Origin of the sequence: Citrobacter sp. S39 (genome assembly GCF_009495675.1) — a bacterium.
GTDB classification, from domain to species: Bacteria; Pseudomonadota; Gammaproteobacteria; order Enterobacterales; family Enterobacteriaceae; genus Citrobacter; species Citrobacter freundii.
The window spans coordinates 801,402-816,936 of record NZ_CP045555.1 but is presented as its reverse complement, the minus strand read 5'-3'; the positions used below and the strand labels follow the sequence as shown (position 1 = coordinate 816,936).

General features: G+C 53.7%; 16 protein-coding genes. 8 read left to right on the top strand and 8 right to left on the bottom strand.

The genetic code is table 11. From position 1 onward, the window contains the following. Positions 1-11: 11 nt before the first annotated feature. Genes yihS through yihU form a run of 3 tightly spaced genes read right to left on the bottom strand, consistent with a single transcriptional unit; the run spans position 12 to position 3,050 of the window. Entirely contained in the window at positions 12-1,253 is a 1,242-nt protein-coding gene (gene yihS / locus GFB57_RS03770) for a sulfoquinovose isomerase (RefSeq protein WP_003028654.1), read from the bottom strand. Positions 1,254-1,267: 14 nt separating this feature from the next. Beyond that, complete coding sequence (gene yihT / locus GFB57_RS03765; RefSeq protein WP_003028656.1) at positions 1,268-2,143, bottom strand: sulfofructosephosphate aldolase; 876 nt, start codon at positions 2,141-2,143, stop codon at positions 1,268-1,270. Positions 2,144-2,153: 10 nt separating this feature from the next. After that, a complete protein-coding gene (yihU, locus tag GFB57_RS03760; protein WP_008323155.1) occupies positions 2,154-3,050 on the bottom strand; it encodes a sulfolactaldehyde 3-reductase in 897 nt (298 codons plus the stop codon). 166 nt (positions 3,051-3,216) lie between these two features. On the opposite strand from yihU, the gene GFB57_RS03755 reads away from it, so the two are divergent. The 6 genes from GFB57_RS03755 to fabY all read left to right on the top strand — a co-directional run bounded on the left by GFB57_RS03755 (position 3,217) and on the right by fabY (position 7,941). Then, positions 3,217-4,113, top strand: a complete 897-nt coding sequence (locus tag GFB57_RS03755) for a sugar kinase (RefSeq protein WP_003028660.1) — start codon at positions 3,217-3,219, stop codon at positions 4,111-4,113. Positions 4,114-4,146: 33 nt separating this feature from the next. Next, complete coding sequence (locus GFB57_RS03750) at positions 4,147-4,950, top strand: DeoR/GlpR family DNA-binding transcription regulator (RefSeq protein ID WP_003028661.1); 804 nt, start codon at positions 4,147-4,149, stop codon at positions 4,948-4,950. A 105-nt stretch (positions 4,951-5,055) separates the two neighbouring features. Continuing rightward, complete coding sequence (gene yihX, locus GFB57_RS03745; protein WP_003028663.1) at positions 5,056-5,655, top strand: glucose-1-phosphatase; 600 nt, start codon at positions 5,056-5,058, stop codon at positions 5,653-5,655. Then, positions 5,649-6,521 (top strand): virulence factor BrkB family protein, encoded by an 873-nt coding sequence (locus GFB57_RS03740; protein ID WP_290366935.1) that lies wholly within the window; start codon positions 5,649-5,651, stop codon positions 6,519-6,521. Before yihX ends, GFB57_RS03740 begins: the two co-directional genes overlap by 7 nt. Next, positions 6,518-6,955 (top strand): D-aminoacyl-tRNA deacylase, encoded by a 438-nt coding sequence (gene dtd / locus GFB57_RS03735; RefSeq protein ID WP_003028671.1) that lies wholly within the window; start codon positions 6,518-6,520, stop codon positions 6,953-6,955. Before GFB57_RS03740 ends, dtd begins: the two co-directional genes overlap by 4 nt. A 44-nt stretch (positions 6,956-6,999) precedes the next feature. After that, on the top strand, positions 7,000-7,941 hold the full coding sequence (gene fabY / locus GFB57_RS03730; protein WP_003825286.1) for a fatty acid biosynthesis protein FabY: 942 nt from the start codon (positions 7,000-7,002) through the stop codon (positions 7,939-7,941). 150 nt (positions 7,942-8,091) lie between these two features. Here fabY and GFB57_RS03725 read toward each other — a convergent pair whose 3' ends face one another. Beyond that, complete coding sequence (locus tag GFB57_RS03725) at positions 8,092-9,000, bottom strand: alpha/beta hydrolase (protein WP_003028676.1); 909 nt, start codon at positions 8,998-9,000, stop codon at positions 8,092-8,094. Between the two features lie 205 nt (positions 9,001-9,205). On the opposite strand from GFB57_RS03725, the gene GFB57_RS03720 reads away from it, so the two are divergent. Continuing rightward, the gene (locus tag GFB57_RS03720) at positions 9,206-9,448 is read left to right on the top strand and encodes a CopG family transcriptional regulator (RefSeq protein ID WP_162009218.1); all 243 of its coding nucleotides are present in this window, start codon (positions 9,206-9,208) and stop codon (positions 9,446-9,448) included. Continuing rightward, positions 9,448-9,822 (top strand): type II toxin-antitoxin system VapC family toxin, encoded by a 375-nt coding sequence (locus tag GFB57_RS03715; RefSeq protein WP_003028682.1) that lies wholly within the window; start codon positions 9,448-9,450, stop codon positions 9,820-9,822. Before GFB57_RS03720 ends, GFB57_RS03715 begins: the two co-directional genes overlap by 1 nt. Before the next feature lie 36 nt (positions 9,823-9,858). Here the strand turns inward: GFB57_RS03715 and fdhE are convergent, their stop codons facing one another. The 4 genes from fdhE to fdnG are packed head-to-tail and all read right to left on the bottom strand — an operon-like array spanning position 9,859 to position 15,382. Then, positions 9,859-10,788, bottom strand: coding sequence for a formate dehydrogenase accessory protein FdhE (fdhE, locus tag GFB57_RS03710; RefSeq protein ID WP_003028685.1), 930 nt, complete (start codon positions 10,786-10,788; stop codon positions 9,859-9,861). Further along, complete coding sequence (gene fdoI / locus GFB57_RS03705) at positions 10,785-11,420, bottom strand: formate dehydrogenase cytochrome b556 subunit (protein ID WP_003028686.1); 636 nt, start codon at positions 11,418-11,420, stop codon at positions 10,785-10,787. Before fdoI ends, fdhE begins: the two co-directional genes overlap by 4 nt. Next, positions 11,417-12,319: a formate dehydrogenase O subunit beta gene (gene fdoH / locus GFB57_RS03700; RefSeq protein ID WP_003028691.1), complete on the bottom strand. Its 903-nt coding sequence runs from the start codon at positions 12,317-12,319 to the stop codon at positions 11,417-11,419. The genes fdoI and fdoH overlap by 4 nt, the downstream gene beginning before the upstream one ends. Positions 12,320-12,331: 12 nt before the next feature. Continuing rightward, entirely contained in the window at positions 12,332-15,382 is a 3,051-nt protein-coding gene (gene fdnG / locus GFB57_RS03695) for a formate dehydrogenase-N subunit alpha (RefSeq protein ID WP_085952512.1), read from the bottom strand. Between the last annotated feature and the right edge of the window lie 153 nt (positions 15,383-15,535).

Sequence of the window (15,535 nt, the reverse complement as noted above, 5' to 3'; positions counted from 1 at the left end):
CACCTTGTTACTTATTTAGCGTTGATATCCAGCAGACCGGCGGCAACAGCCGGAGCAAGGCCCGGAGCCAGCGGCAGACGTGGGATCACCAGGCAGTGCAGCAGGTGATAAATATCCTGCTTGCCGTCCCAGACTTTGGTGGTCACCTTGTTATCGGTGTCCAGCTCCTGCCACCATGAACCGGTCTCGTAATCCATCAGGTAGGTGATGCAGTAATCCCACCATTTCTGGTACCAGGCTTCGTACTGGCTGTCGCCTGTGAGGGTGTACAGGGCGTAGGCGGTACCCATCGCTTCGACTATCGGCCAGCGCACTCTTTCGCGAACGATCGGTTTGCCATCCCAATCCACCGAATAGACAAAACCGTCTGCGCCGTCCGGTGCCCAGGCGTCGCGGATAGTGGCGTGGAAAAGTCCTTTTGCATCTTCCAGCAGCCAGGCAGGAGGCGTTTCGAAGCGAGCTTCCAGCGCGGCATGTAGATGCAGCATCAGGCGGCCCCACTCGATCCAGTGACCCGGCGTGCCACCGTAGGCGCGGAAACGGTGAGCTGGGTTGTCCTTGTTGTAATCGCGGATTGGATTCCACTGTGAATCGAAGTGTTCATTGACGCGGTACTCCCCGCTACGGGCCACGTCGTGAATAATCACCGAAGCGATACGCAGTGCGCGATCGAGCCATTTACGGTCATGAGTCACGTCATACACGATCAGGAAAGCCTCGACCGCGTGCATGTTAGCGTTGCCGCCGCGATAATCTTCTGTCTGGCTGAAGGCTTCGTCCCAGGACTCCAGGCACATTTGTTCGTCTTCGCTCCAGAAGTACTTCTCAATCACCTCTATGGCGTCATCCAGCAATTTTCTGGCCTGTGGATGACCGGTAGTGACCGCGCTTGCCGCGCCAAGTAAGACGAAGAAATGCTGATAACCCTGCTTGGAGGCATCCATCACTCCTTCGTCATTGACGCAGGCGTACCAACCGCCGTAGCGTGTGTCGCGTAGCGCGCCGTTCAGCGCCTTAATGCCGTGGTCGACGAGTTGATATGCACCTGGGCGACCCATGGAGGCGGCAACGGAATAGACGTGCAGCATGCGGGCGGTGATCCACAGATGTGTTCCCATATCCGCTCTGACCTGACCACTGTTTCCTAACCAACCAAACCCGGTGGGCACCGCCGCGTTCTTACCAAAGTTAAAGATGCGATCGGTTTCTTGTTCCAGCCAGCGGTTGTGGCTTAGGGTGTTAAACCATTTCATGCTTTGATCCTCTATTAGCGGCGGGCCATCATTTCGTCGACGATATCGCCCAGACGCTGCAACTTCGGTGCGGAAACATCACGCAGCATCAGTTCGGTATCCGGCAGACCCACGACGGATGACCAGACCGCACGCCCGGCCAGGAAGCCGGATGCGCCTGCGGTCATTGCTACGCTGACCGCGCGTGGGAACAGTTTTTCATCCACACCAGAGGAGAGAATGACCCACGGCATGTTGATGTTTTCATTCAGGCGCTGAGAGGCGCTAAGCAATTCCTGTTGGGTTCCTTTGCCGTACAGCGGCATTTCGACCTTGTAGAGATCGGCACCGCTGTCGCCCAGCTCTTTCGCGGCATCGATGATGGCCTGTTCACGGCAGAACTTATCGCCACGACGCGGTGGGCGAACAACCGGCTCGATGATGCTCAGTAGCCCATTGGAATGGCATAACTCATTGAATTCTTTCACCATGTCCAGGCGCTGTTGGGCATCTTCATCGCTACGCCACAGCACCAGCAGTTTGAGAGCCTTAGCACCATCTTGCTTCACAGCCTGCGGGTTGATTTTTTTATCAATCACTACGCTATCGACCGGAATTCCGTTACCCGGAATAAACTCATCAGCGGCCACAATCATGGCGCAGCTTTTGGCAACCGCGTTTTGCTCTACAACCTGGCGGTAGCAGAACTGCTGATCGACCAGAATGGCGGAGGCATAGGGGGACAGGATCTTTGCCGCATTGACTTTGAAATCGGTCAGCACGCTGTCATTGACCGGGGATTTTGCACCCGCAGCGGCAAACATTAAGCGCATGGCTTCGCGCTGATCGACCGCCAGCATGGCAAAACCGCCGGAAGCTCGGGTGATATCTTTCAGGGTGTACTTCGTCATTGTTCAGTCCTTACTTATCTGTGTGTTTATTTAGCCCGGCGGATGCGCGAACCTGTTCAAGAATGGCCGTCCAGTCTTCCCGGCCACGTCCAGCGGCGCGTGCCTGGTTATAGACTTCGCGGGAGGCGGCACCGAGCGGCATCGGCACATGTAGTTGGTTGGCAACGTCCAGCGCGATGCCAAGATCCTTGTGAGCTAAATCGATCATGAAGGCCGGGGAAAGATCGCCTTTCAGCACTTTGTTCGGCCAGGAGGTAGTGAAGTGGCCTTTCCCGGCGGGAGTGCCGCTCATGACTTGCAAGGCCACATCGAAGGAGAGGCCGAGCGCTTCGCACAACACGGCGGCTTCAGCAGACAAGGCGTTTAACGCGATGCTCATGTAGTTGTTGATGAGCTTGACGCGAATGCCCATGCCGGGACCGCCTGCGTTGATCAATTCATTACCCATCGCCATCAGAACCGGTGTGGCGCGTTCTACCTGCTGTGCCGTTCCACCTGCCAACAGCAACAGCGTTCCCGCGATAGCGTGATCGGAGGTACGTCCAACCGGGCAATCCATCATGTCGAAGCCTTTGTCACGCATATCGGCGATCAGTTTGTCGGTTTGCAGTGGGTGAATAGTCGACATATCAATCACTAATGCCTGTGGGGAAAGGCTTTCACAGATACCCTGCTCGCCGAACAGTACGCTGCGCACCAGATCGCCGTTTGGCAGCATTGTGATGACAAATTCTGCCCCTTTTACTGCCTGAGCCGGGCTGCTGGCAGGTTGGGCTCCTTTTTCCACCAGGCGCTGAACGGCATCCGGGTTAACGTCAAAGACGCTGAGTTGATGACCCTGCTTCAGCAAGTTGCTCGCCATGGGTGAACCCATCTGACCTAATCCGATAAATGCTATAACTGCCATAACGTTCTCCTGAGACGTGGATGTCATTTTTTGTCATTTAAGGTCGTTTGTTTTTGTCTGTTTTTGATCGTATTTGTAATTTATGGTCAAAAAATTGACAGCCGTCACTTTTTAAACATTTTGTGAAATTAAAATGATCCCATCTTGAAACGCCTAAGGAATGACCATGATTCGTATTGCTTGTGTAGGTATTGCCGTGATGGATCGCATCTATTACGTGGAAGGTTTACCGACCGAAGGAGGTAAGTATGTGGCGAAGCGTTATACGGAAGTGGGCGGCGGGCCTGCTGCAACGGCCGCAGTGGCTGCAGCGAAGCTGGGCGCGCAGGTGGACTTTATTGGCCGTGTGGGCGATGACGACACCGGAAATAGCCTGCTGGCAGAGCTGGAATCCCTGGGGGTAAACACCCGCTACACCCGGCGCTATGCGGGGGCAAAATCTTCGCAATCGGCAATTATGGTTGATGCGCAAGGAGAACGGATTATCGTTAACTATCCCAGCCCGGATTTACTGCCGGATGCTGCCTGGCTGAATGAGATCGATTTTTCCCAGTGGGATGTGGTGTTGGCGGATGTTCGCTGGCACGAAGGTGCCAGGCAGGCGTTCACGCTGGCGCGTCGGGCGGGAGTGATGACGGTACTGGATGGTGACGTCACGCCACAAGATATCAGCGAGCTGGTGGCGTTGAGCGATCATGCGGCGTTCTCTGAACCGGGTCTGGCGCGTTTAACCGGGATAAATGATTCTGAAGCTGGACTTAAACAAGCAAAAACGCTCACAAATGGTCATGTCTATGTGACACGAGGGAGCGAAGGCTGTGACTGGATAAAAAATAATACGTTGCAGCATCAATCTGGATTTAAAGTCGATGTTGTGGATACTACGGGAGCTGGGGATGTTTTCCACGGTGCGCTCGCATTCAGCCTGGCGGGTGGCGATGCTCCAGAAGAGGCCGTCAGGTTTGCCAGTGGGGTTGCTGCGTTAAAATGCACTCGCCCGGGAGGAAGGGCCGGAATCCCTGACTGTGATCAAACCCGATCTTTTCTGTCACTTTTTGTATAAAATGCCAGGGCAATGGTTTTTCGAGGAAATTTCATGAGTCTTACCGAACTGACCGGTAACCCGCGGCACGATCAGCTGTTGATGCTGATTAGCGAGCGCGGTTATATGAATATCGACGAGCTGGCGAGCCTGCTGGACGTGTCCACGCAAACTGTGCGTCGTGATATTCGTAAACTCAGCGAGCAGGGATTAATTACGCGTCATCATGGTGGCGCGGGCAGAGCCTCCAGCGTGGTGAATACGGCGTTTGAGCAGCGTGAAGTTTCCTGGACGGAAGAGAAGAAGGCCATCGCGGAAGCGGTGGCTGACTACATTCCCGATGGATCAACGGTGTTTATTACCATTGGCACCACCGTTGAGCAGGTGGCCCGCGCGCTGTTAAACCATAATCATTTGCGCATTATTACCAACAGCCTACGCGTGGCGCACATTCTGTATAACAACCCACGTTTTGAAGTTATGGTACCAGGTGGAACGTTACGCCCGCACAACAGCGGCATCATTGGCCCTTCTGCTTCAGCATTTGTGGCTGATTTTCGGGCCGACTACCTGGTTACCAGCGTTGGTGCGATCGAAAGTGATGGCGCGCTGCTGGAGTTTGATGTCAATGAAGCCAGCGTAGTGAAAACGATGATGTCCCATTCAAGACACATTCTGCTGGCAGCGGATCATACGAAATATACGGCTTCTGCCGCGGTAGAAATTGGTAACGTGTCTCAGGTGACTGCGTTGTTTACTGATGAATACCCAGATCCGGCATTACACAATTTACTCCAGTCACAGCAGGTTGAAATTGTGCAGGTGAGTCCTTCACAGGATGATGCTCTGGCCGTGTAATTCCTTCTAATGATGGCTTGATAAGTTCGTAGCCATCACTCTCGCATAGTCAAACTTCTCCTTTCCCGCTACAGTTATTCATCCACGGCGAATAAGGAGAAGGGCATGCTCTATATCTTTGATTTGGGTAATGTGATTGTCGATATCGACTTCAACCGCGTGTTGGGCACATGGAGCGATCTAAGTCGTGTACCGTTGGCTTCGCTAAAGCAAAGTTTCACCATGGGGGAGGCTTTTCACCAGCACGAGCGAGGTGAAATAACGGATGAAGCCTTTGCCGAGGCGCTATGTCATGAGATGGCGCTGCCGCTAAGTTACGAGCAGTTCTCTCACGGCTGGCAGGCCGTTTTTGTCGCCTTGCGCCCTGAGGTCATCGACATCATGCAAAAGCTGCGTGAGCAGGGGCATCGGGTGGTCGTCTTGTCGAATACCAACCGCCTGCACACCACGTTTTGGCCGGATGAATATCCCGAGATCCGTCAGGCTGCTGACCATATTTACCTTTCCCAGGAACTGGGCATGCGTAAACCGGAAGCGCGGATTTACCAGCACGTCCTGCAGTCTGAAGGTTTTTCTGCGCACGATGCGGTCTTTTTTGACGATAACGCCGATAATATTGAAGGGGCTAACCGGTTAGGGATCACCAGTATCCAGGTCGTCGATAAAAAGACCATTCCTGACTATTTCGCGACGTTGTTATGCTAAAAAATGTTCAGCAGCAAGCCAGGCATCATACGCGTCCTGTACGAGACTGGCTGAAGCTATTATGGCAGCGGATTGATGAGGACAATATGACGACGCTGGCAGGGAATCTTGCCTACGTTTCGTTGCTCTCATTAGTGCCGCTTATTGCCGTCGTATTTGCGCTTTTCGCCGCATTTCCGATGTTTTCCGACGTCAGTGTCCAGTTACGTCATTTTATTTTCGCAAACTTTATCCCGGCAACGGGAGACGTCATTCAACGTTATATCGAACAGTTTGTCGCCAACTCGAACAAAATGACGGCAGTCGGGGCATGTGGGCTGATTGTCACAGCGTTATTGTTGATGTATGCCATTGATAATGCGTTGAATACTATCTGGCGCAGTAAGCGTACTCGCCCTAAAGTTTACTCTTTCGCCGTCTACTGGATGATTTTAACGCTGGGGCCGCTGTTGGCGGGGGCCAGTCTGGCGATCAGCTCTTATCTGTTGTCATTGCGCTGGGCCAGCGATCTCAACACGGTGATTGATAACGTCCTGCGTATTTTCCCGCTGGTGCTTTCCTGGCTCTCGTTCTGGCTGCTTTACAGCATTGTACCGACTGCGCGTGTACCCAACCGTGATGCGGTTATTGGTGCCTTTGTGGCTGCTGTGTTGTTCGAAGCCGGAAAGAAAGGATTTGCGCTCTATATCACGATGTTCCCGTCTTATCAGCTCATTTACGGTGTTCTGGCGGTGATCCCCATTTTATTTGTCTGGGTATACTGGACCTGGTGTATCGTCTTGCTAGGCGCGGAAATAACTGTCACTCTCGGGGAATACCGCAAACTTAAACAAGCCGCAAAAGAAGAAGAAGCAGAGCAACCATGATTGCATTAATTCAGCGCGTAACCCGTGCCAGCGTCACCGTGGAGGGCGAGGTGACGGGTGAAATTGGCCCAGGACTTTTGGTCCTGTTAGGTGTCGAAAGGGATGATGACGAACAGAAAGCGAATCGCCTGTGCGAGCGTGTACTCGGTTATCGAATCTTTAGCGATGCCGAAGGTAAAATGAACCTCAACGTGCAGCAGTCAGGCGGCAGCGTGCTGGTGGTTTCACAGTTTACGCTGGCGGCAGATACCGAGCGTGGCATGCGCCCGGGGTTTTCGAAAGGCGCAGCGCCCGAGCGTGCAGAAGCGCTGTATGAATACTTTGTTGAGCGTTGCCGCCAACAGGAAATGAATACGCAAACCGGTCGATTCGCTGCGGATATGCAGGTTTCACTGGTTAATGATGGCCCGGTGACGTTCTGGTTACAAGTATGAACCAGCTACCGGTATGGCCGCGGACAACAAGAGAGAATACGACTATGTATCACCTTCGAGTACCGCAAACAGAGGAAGAATTGGAGCGTTACTACCAGTTTCGCTGGGAGATGCTGCGTAAACCATTGCACCAGCCAAAAGGCTCCGAACGGGATGCCTGGGACGCGATGGCGCATCACCAGATGGTGGTGGACGAAGAGGGGAATCTGGTTGCGGTAGGGCGTCTGTATATCAATGCGGATAATGAAGCTTCCATACGCTTTATGGCCGTAGACCCTTCCGTGCAAGAGAAAGGGTTGGGCACGCTGATGGCGATGACTCTGGAGTCTGTGGCGCGTCAGGAAGGGGTCAAACGCGTAACCTGTAGTGCCCGTGAAGATGCGGTCGAATTTTTCGCCAAGCTCGGTTTTGTGAGCCAGGGGGAAATCACCACGCCGCAAACCACGCCGGTGCGCCACTTTTTGATGATTAAGCCCATTGCGACGCTGGACGATATTCTCCATCGCGGTGACTGGTGCGGACAGTTACAACAAGCCTGGTACGAACATATTCCATTGAGTGAGAAAATGGGCGTACGCATTCAGCAGTACACTGGGCAGAAATTTATCACCACGATGCCCGAGACAGGCAATCAGAATCCGCACCATACCCTGTTTGCCGGTAGCCTGTTTTCACTGGCTACGCTAACGGGCTGGGGACTTATCTGGCTGATGCTGCGCGAGCGTCATCTGGGTGGGACAATAATCCTGGCCGACGCGCATATCCGATACAGCAGGCCGATCACCGGGAAACCAACTGCTATTGCCGATCTGGGGTCGTTGAGCGGTGACCTCGACCGCCTGGCAAGAGGTCGCAAGGCGCGAGTTCAGATGCAGGTCGGGGTGTTTGGCGATGACACTCCGGGCGTCGTGTTTGAAGGTACTTACATTGTGCTACCTGCGAAACCGTTTGGCGCATATGAAGAAGGCGGTAACGAGGAAGAGTAGGTCCTCTGGCTAAAATGTAATGTTGGGTTCATTTGCTGATGTAAAATGCGGATTATGAAAATGCCATAATCCGCATTTTGATAAAAATCGCATGCTGTCGATGATTGTATTGACGGGTACCTTCCTTAATTTCAGAACTCATGAACATCCTTATTGGCCAAGCCTCCAGGCCACATCTCGCATCACATTTCGTGCCGCCGGGCTCACCCCTGCCAACTGGAAAAAACCGTGGATGACGCCGAGATAGCGTTGGCAAGAGCACTCCACGCCTTGCTTCAGGAACCGTTGATACAGGGCTTCACCCTCATCTCGCAGTGGGTCGAATTCAGCAGTAATGATGTGCGTGGGCGGTAAACCGTTGAAGTCTTTGCGCCAGAGTGGGCTGACTTCGGGATGTAATGGATCGGTTTTCGGCATATACATTTCGTAGCCCGAAAGCAGTGTGTCGCGAGTGATAATGTAATCCCGTCCATTATGGTCATAGCTCGCAAAGCTGGCGGTTGCGTCCAGCATTGGGTAGATCAGCATAAGCTGCGTAGGTTGCCATTGCCTGGTAGCTTTCAGGCGTAGTGCGGTGACCAGCGCCAGGTGTCCACCTGCGCTGTCGCCAGCAAGCGTAATGTTGTCCCGGTCTACTCCCAGTTTCTGGGCATACTTCCAGATAATGTTGGCCCCGGTTTCAGCATCGTTATGTGCTGCCGGGAAGGTATGCTCTGGTGCGAGACGATACTGCACCGCAATGACCCGACAGCCGCTGTACCAGGCGAGTTGCCTTAGCTGGTTATCATGTGTGGCAAATCCACCGCTGACAAAGCAGCCGCCGTGATAATAGATAACGCAGGGGAGATTTCCCGTGCTGTCCCGCGGCGAAATAACGCGAAATGCCATGGCATCGAGTTCAATATCTTCAGCCTGTACGCGGGTTTCAGTTTCTCCGGCCAGCGCCGTACTGGCAATATAGGCCGCTCTCCGGTCATCAATATTTTGCTCACGGGAAGAAGGGCGTCCCGCCGCGATAAATGCCTCAACTAACTGCGCAATCCCGCTTTCCAGTGCCATTTTTAAATACTCTTATCTGTATGGATATACAGGTTTATAACCTGGATTACTAAGAATGAAAATGGGAAAAATAGGGGTGGGAATGAATCTGGAAAGCGGCTCGCAAAAGTAAAAATCGTTCGCGTGGAGGCTATTTTCTCGCTTTTTTCAGGTGTATGTTGTGTGGAAATTAATCGCTGATGATATACTGGAGGTATATATGAGTATGATGGCTGGGGTGGATATGGGCAGAATTTTACTCGATTTATCAGATGAAGTGATTAAACGTCTTGATGATCTCAAGGTGCAGCGCAACCTGCCGCGAGCAGAACTTTTACGGGAGGCCGTTGAACAGTATCTTGAGAGACAGGATCAGGCTGAAACCACAATTTCACGTGCTCTTGGGCTGTGGCAAGGCTGTGAGGAAGATGGTGTTGAATACCAGCGTAAACTCCGTGAGGAATGGTAATGGTCAAAGGATCCGCGCTTTTTGATACCAACATCCTCATCGATCTGTTTAGTGGGAGAAATGAAGCAAAACTAGCGATAGAAACATGGCCGCCGCAGAATGCAATCAGCCTCATTACATGGATGGAGGTGATGGTGGGTGCAAAAAAATACCATCAGGAAGCCCGTACTCGTGTTGCGCTAGGTGCTTTTAACGTGATCGGCGTTTCACAGGATATTGCTGAACGAAGCGTGAGTATCAGACAGGAATATGGGATGAAATTGCCGGATGCCATTATTTTGGCAACAGCACAGATTCATCGTCTTACGCTGGTTACGCGAAATACTAAGGATTTTGCAGGCCTATCCGGTGTGGTCACACCGTATACATTATAACCCGGGCGACTTACGCCGCCCGGTAGTGCGAAGAACTTACTCCCCTTCACCCGGGAACAGGAACGGGTTGATGGAGCTGCGGGCAAAGCCCTCTTGCTCCATGTGCGCGTCCAGCATCAGTGAGGCGAGATCGTCGGCCACGGCTTCGACTTTCGGGTCTTTTTCCTGATAGAGAATCTTCAGGTAAGTCCCGCAGTCGCCGCAGCTTTCAGCTTTGATTGCCGCCTGTTCGTTATCCAGTGACCAGTAGTTCAAATCACGGCTCTGCTCGCAGTTGCTGCACTTCACGCGCACCACGTGCCACTCGGTTTCGCACAGGTTGCAGTGCAGATAACGCAGACCCTGGGTGGTACCGATTTGCACCATGCTGGAGACCGGCATTGAACCACACACCGGGCAGTACTGACGCTGTTCACCGTATTCCGCACGGGCTTTGCCGGGGATCAGGCTTGCCATCTGCGCCCAGTAGAGCGACAGGGCAGCCCAAATGAACGGTGCTTTGTCGCTGCTGACGGAGGCAAAATCAGAGGCAAACAGCGCGCTGGCCATCAGCTCCAGTTCTTGCTCTGAGGCTTTTTCCAGATTCTCGATCACCGCTAACGCGGGACCGCTCATCTCTGGCTTCAGCTCAGCAATCAACGACTGCAGCAGCTTTTGCCAGTGCTTGTCGCGTGGCAGGACGTGGATATCCAGCGGCGGTTTGCCCTGATCGTTCGCTTCTTTGATGCGCGCGGTCAGATCCATCTGCAGCGGATGGTCGTACAGCACCACTTCCTGCGCGTGGGCGATCAGCGCGGCAAAGCGCAGGTAGTCGCCCAGCGGGTTGTTCTCGGCCAACTCGCGCAGGCGCTCAGCACGGCGGTTATACAAATTTTTGAGTCTGGGGAATAATAACGGCGGAATCATATCCGCCGTGCGTTTCTCGCTCTTCTCCAGCTCATCTTGCGGGATTATGCGAATACTCATTCAGATGACTTTTCCTGTTTCTGGCGGACTTCACGGTACCAGCGCGGGTGATGTTTCTTCGCCCATGAGCTGGTAACCCATCCTTCCACCATCGCGGTAATGGTGCCTTTCACCCAAAGGGCGGCGTAAATGTGCACCATGATAACCACAATTAGCGCTACTGCGGCAAATGAATGCAGCATTAACGCGAATCGGATCACCGGGATTGAGAAAGCAGGTGCAAAATACGGACGCCAGATGACCACTCCGCTCACCAGCAACAGGACCAGGAAGATAATCGCCGCCCAGAATACGCATTTCTGGCCGAAGTTATAACGTCCCGTGTCACCTACTTCCTCGTTGACGACAATCTTACGAATATTCTTCGCCCAAAAGATATCATCCCGATTGATTAGATTGTGGTGCCAGTAACGGAAAAACATGATGATAAACGAGGCAAACATGATCACGCCGACAAACGGGTGCACAATTCGCGCCAGTTGCGGAGTGCCCATGATGTGCATCAGCCAGTTAAAAGACGGGAAGAGAAAGCCCATCCCGCTCACTGCCGCCAGAATGAAGCAGAAGGCAGTGATCCAGTGGTTGATGCGTTCCGGCGCCGTGTAGCGCACGATGGTGTCACGTCGTTTCATTTGCGCACCTCGTCTTTTTCTTCATGCAGGTTGTCTTCTTCCTCTTCCGCGCGGTTCGGGCCTACACCGACGTAGTGGAAGATACTGGCCGCAAATGTCGCTGCAAAGCCGACGGCTGCGAGAGGTTTCCAGATGCCTTTCCAGAATTTCACGGTGGCGCTGATTTCCGGGTTCTCCGGCAGGCCGTGATACAGATTCGGCTTGTCAGCATGGTGCAATACGTACATGACGTGCGTACCGCCAACGCCTGCCGGATCGTACAGACCCGCGTTTTCGTAACCACGCGTTTTCAGCTCCGCCACACGCTCGCCTGCCAGCGTTTTCATCGACTCTTTAGTACCGAAATGAATCGCGCCGGTTGGGCAGGTTTTCACGCAGGCCGGTTCTTGCCCGACCACGACACGGTCAACGCACAGCGTACATTTGTAGACGCGATTGTCTTCCGGGTTGAGGCGCGGCACGTCGAACGGACAGCCTGCGATACAGTAGCCACAGCCGATACACTGCTCGGACTGGAAGTCGACGATACCGTTGGCATACTGAATGATTGCGCCTTCAGCCGGACACGCCTTCAGGCAGCCCGGATCGGCACAGTGCATACAGCCATCCTTGCGGATAAGCCACTCCAGTTTGTCGTTTTGTTCCACTTCTGAGAAGCGCATTACCGTCCAGGATTTAGCGGTCAAATCAGCTGGGTTGTCGTACACCCCAACGTTGTTGCCCACTTCATCACGGATGTCGTTCCATTCTGAACACGCCACCTGACACGCTTTACAGCCGATACAGGTGGTGACGTCGATAAGCTTCGCCACCTCTTCCTGATGGTCCCGCGCCTGAGGCGCGGGGGTGAAACCGTTAGTGGCGGAACGACGAATGATGTCTTGCGATTGATAAGCCATAGGTCGTCTCCGTTACACCTTTTCCACGTTCACGAGGAAGGACTTAAATTCCGGCGTCTGCGTGTTCGCATCACCGACGAATGGCGTTAACGTGTTAGCGATAAAGCCTTTTTTCGCCACACCTTCGTAGCCCCAGTGAATCGGAATACCGATGGTGTCGATATCCTGACCGTTGGCCTTCAGCGTGCGAATACGTTTAGTCACCACTGCTTTGGCTTTAATGTAGCCGCGGTTAGAGGAGACTTTGACGGTATCGCCGTGAGAGATACCGAGTTTATTCGCCAGCTTCTCGCCAATTTCCACAAACTGTTCCGGCTGTGCGATGGCATTGAGCAGCGCATGCTTGGTCCAGTAGTGGAAGTGCTCGGTCAGACGATAGGTCGTACCGACGTACGGGAATTTATCTGCTTTACCCAGTGCTTCCGCGTCACCTTTAAAGATGCGCGCGGCAGGGTTAGAGATAACGTTCGGGTGCAGCGGGTTAGTCCCCAGCGGCGTTTCAAACGGCTCGTAGTGTTCCGGGAACGGACCTTCCGCCATCTTATCGATAGCAAACAGGCGTCCCATCCCTTCCGGTTGCATGATGAACGGCCCAACGTTGCTGCCAGGTGCGGCGGCGCTGTAGTCCGGAATATCCATCCCGCTCCATTTCGCCCCATCCCATTTCAGGATCTGACGTTTTGGATCCCACGGATTCCCCTGCGGATCAGCGGAAGCGCGGTTATACAGAATGCGTCGGTTGAGCGGCCACGCCCATGCCCAGCCCAGCGTGTTGCCAAGGCCTGATGGGTCGGCGTTATCGCGACGTGCCATCTGGTTGCCTTCCGGCGTCCAGCTACCGGCAAAAATCCAACAGCCGCTGGAAGTGGTGCCGTCGTCACGCAGTTGGGCGAACGAGCTAAGCTGTTGGCCTTTCTTAACGATGACTGCACCTGTTGCCGGGTCGATAATGTCGGCCAACGCTTTACCGTTGCTCTCCATCGCCACTTCTTCCGAAGCCGGTTCGTGTGGTGTGGAGTAGTTCCAGGTCATGCTCAGCACCTGTTCCGGGTTCGCGCCACCCTGCTCGGCATACATCTTGCGCATGCGCAGGAAGATACCGGCGAGGATTTCACCATCGGTAACGGCAATCCCCGGGGCATCCGCGCCTTTCCAGTGCCACTGCAGCCAGCGACCGGAGTTAACGATAGAACCGTTCTCTTCGGCGAAGCAGGTGGACGGCAGACGGAATACTTCGGTCTGGATTTTCGACGGGTCAACATCGTTCGACTCACCGTGGTTCTGCCAGAAGGTAGACGTTTCGGTGTTGAGTGGGTCGATGGTGACCAGGAATTTCAGTTTGGACAGTGAAGCCACGACCTTGTTTTTATTCGGGAATGACGCGACCGGGTTAAAGCCCTGGCAGATATAGCCATTCACTTTGCCCTGGTTCATCATCTCGAAGTACTGCAGCACGTCGTACCCTTTATCCCACTTCGGCAGCAAATCGAAGCCCCAGCTGTTTTCCGCTGTCGCTTTATCGCCAAAGAAGGCTTTCATCATCGAAACGAAGAATTTCGGGTAGTTACCCCAGTAGTTCACCTGACCTTCCAGCAACGGTTTTGGCGTGTTGGCGGCAAGGTAGGTTTGCAGGTCAGTCTGTTTTTCGCTCGGCAGTGTCATATAGCCCGGCAGGCTTTGTGACAGCAGGCCTAAGTCGGTCAGACCCTGAATGTTGGAGTGACCGCGCAGGGCGTTAACACCGCCGCCGGCCATCCCCATGTTGCCAAGCAGCAACTGGATCATCGCCATGGTACGGATGTTCTGCGCACCTACGGAGTGTTGTGTCCAGCCAAGGGCGTACAGGAACGACGCGGTTTTATCTTTGGCACTGGTTTCTGCGATGTACTCACAGACCTTCAGGAAGTCAGCCTTTGGCGTACCGCAGATATTTTCTACAACGTCCGGCGTGTAGCGGGAGACGTGCTGTTTCAGCAGGTTCCACACGCAGCGCGGGTGTTGCAGGGTGACATCGCGTTTGGCGAAGCCTTTTTCATCCAGCTCGTAGTTCCAGCTGGTTTTGTCATACTTGCGTTTGTCCGCGTCGTAGCCAGTGAACAGGCCATCTTCGAAACCGTAATCCTCACGCACGATCAGGCTGGCGTTGGTATAGGCCTCAGTGTATTCGCGGTTGAATTTTTCGTTGTTCAGCAGGTACAGCAAGACGCCTGACAGGAAAGCAATGTCAGTACCGGAACGAATCGGCGCATAGAAATCAGCCACCGCTGCGGTTCGCGTAAAGCGCGGATCGATCACAATCAGCTTCGCGCCGTTGTGAATTTTAGCTTCCATCGCCCAGCGGAATCCGACCGGGTGAGCTTCAGCGGCGTTACCGCCCATCACCACAACGAGGTTGGCGTTTTTAATGTCGACCCAGTGGTTGGTCATCGCACCGCGACCAAATGTTGGAGCAAGACTTGCTACCGTTGGTCCGTGTCAGACGCGTGCCTGGTTATCGACCGCGAGCATACCGAGCGCGCGGGAGAATTTTTGCGTTAAATAGCCGGTTTCGTTACTGGAAGCGGAAGCACACAGCATCCCGGTGGAAAGCCAGCGGTTAACGGTTACGCCTTCGGCGTTTTGTGCAACGTAGTTTGCGTCGCGGTCTTCTTTCATCAGCTTAGCGATGCGGTCAAATGCCTCATCCCAGCTTATCTGTTGCCACTTATCAGAGCCTGGTGCGCGGTATTCCGGGAATTTCAGACGACTTTCGGAGTGGATGAAGTCCACAAGTCCTGCCCCTTTCGGGCACAGCGCGCCACGGTTAACCGGGTGATCCGGGTCCCCTTCAATATGGAAGATGGATGCTTTGGCGTTTTTTGCTCCGTCACCGAGACTGTACATTAACAGTCCACAGCCAACGGAACAGTAAGTGCAGGTGTTACGGGTTTCGCGGGTACGCAGCAGTTTATATTGCCGTGTTTCCGCGAGCGCTACGCCGGGTGCAAAACCCAGTGCCGCTGCCGTGGTGCCTGCCATACCGCCAGCGCAGATCTTAAAGAACTGCCTTCTGCTGACCTGCATGGTTTGCTCCTTTTTCGACATTGTCACGTTCCCTCACTTTTCCGTTACTCGAGCGTGAGGGAAGTGGTTGTTATTTTTCTTTGCGGACGGGACCGCAAAGGTCCAGAATTGGGTGAATTTCCCTCCGTCCAGGAGGGATTTGTAAAGAATACC

Coding starts and splice junctions, on each gene's coding strand:
- GFB57_RS03725 (WP_003028676.1), bottom strand. CDS start 9,000: ATGGCACTGGAAAGCGGGATTGCGCAGTTAGTTGAGGCATTTATCGCG.
- fabY (WP_003825286.1), top strand. CDS start 7,000: ATGTATCACCTTCGAGTACCGCAAACAGAGGAAGAATTGGAGCGTTAC.
- GFB57_RS03720 (WP_162009218.1), top strand. CDS start 9,206: ATGATGGCTGGGGTGGATATGGGCAGAATTTTACTCGATTTATCAGAT.
- yihT (WP_003028656.1), bottom strand. CDS start 2,143: ATGACGAAGTACACCCTGAAAGATATCACCCGAGCTTCCGGCGGTTTT.
- dtd (WP_003028671.1), top strand. CDS start 6,518: ATGATTGCATTAATTCAGCGCGTAACCCGTGCCAGCGTCACCGTGGAG.
- GFB57_RS03740 (WP_290366935.1), top strand. CDS start 5,649: ATGCTAAAAAATGTTCAGCAGCAAGCCAGGCATCATACGCGTCCTGTA.
- yihS (WP_003028654.1), bottom strand. CDS start 1,253: ATGAAATGGTTTAACACCCTAAGCCACAACCGCTGGCTGGAACAAGAA.
- fdoH (WP_003028691.1), bottom strand. CDS start 12,319: ATGGCTTATCAATCGCAAGACATCATTCGTCGTTCCGCCACTAACGGT.
- fdhE (WP_003028685.1), bottom strand. CDS start 10,788: ATGAGTATTCGCATAATCCCGCAAGATGAGCTGGAGAAGAGCGAGAAA.
- yihU (WP_008323155.1), bottom strand. CDS start 3,050: ATGGCAGTTATAGCATTTATCGGATTAGGTCAGATGGGTTCACCCATG.
- GFB57_RS03755 (WP_003028660.1), top strand. CDS start 3,217: ATGATTCGTATTGCTTGTGTAGGTATTGCCGTGATGGATCGCATCTAT.
- GFB57_RS03750 (WP_003028661.1), top strand. CDS start 4,147: ATGAGTCTTACCGAACTGACCGGTAACCCGCGGCACGATCAGCTGTTG.
- GFB57_RS03715 (WP_003028682.1), top strand. CDS start 9,448: ATGGTCAAAGGATCCGCGCTTTTTGATACCAACATCCTCATCGATCTG.
- yihX (WP_003028663.1), top strand. CDS start 5,056: ATGCTCTATATCTTTGATTTGGGTAATGTGATTGTCGATATCGACTTC.
- fdoI (WP_003028686.1), bottom strand. CDS start 11,420: ATGAAACGACGTGACACCATCGTGCGCTACACGGCGCCGGAACGCATC.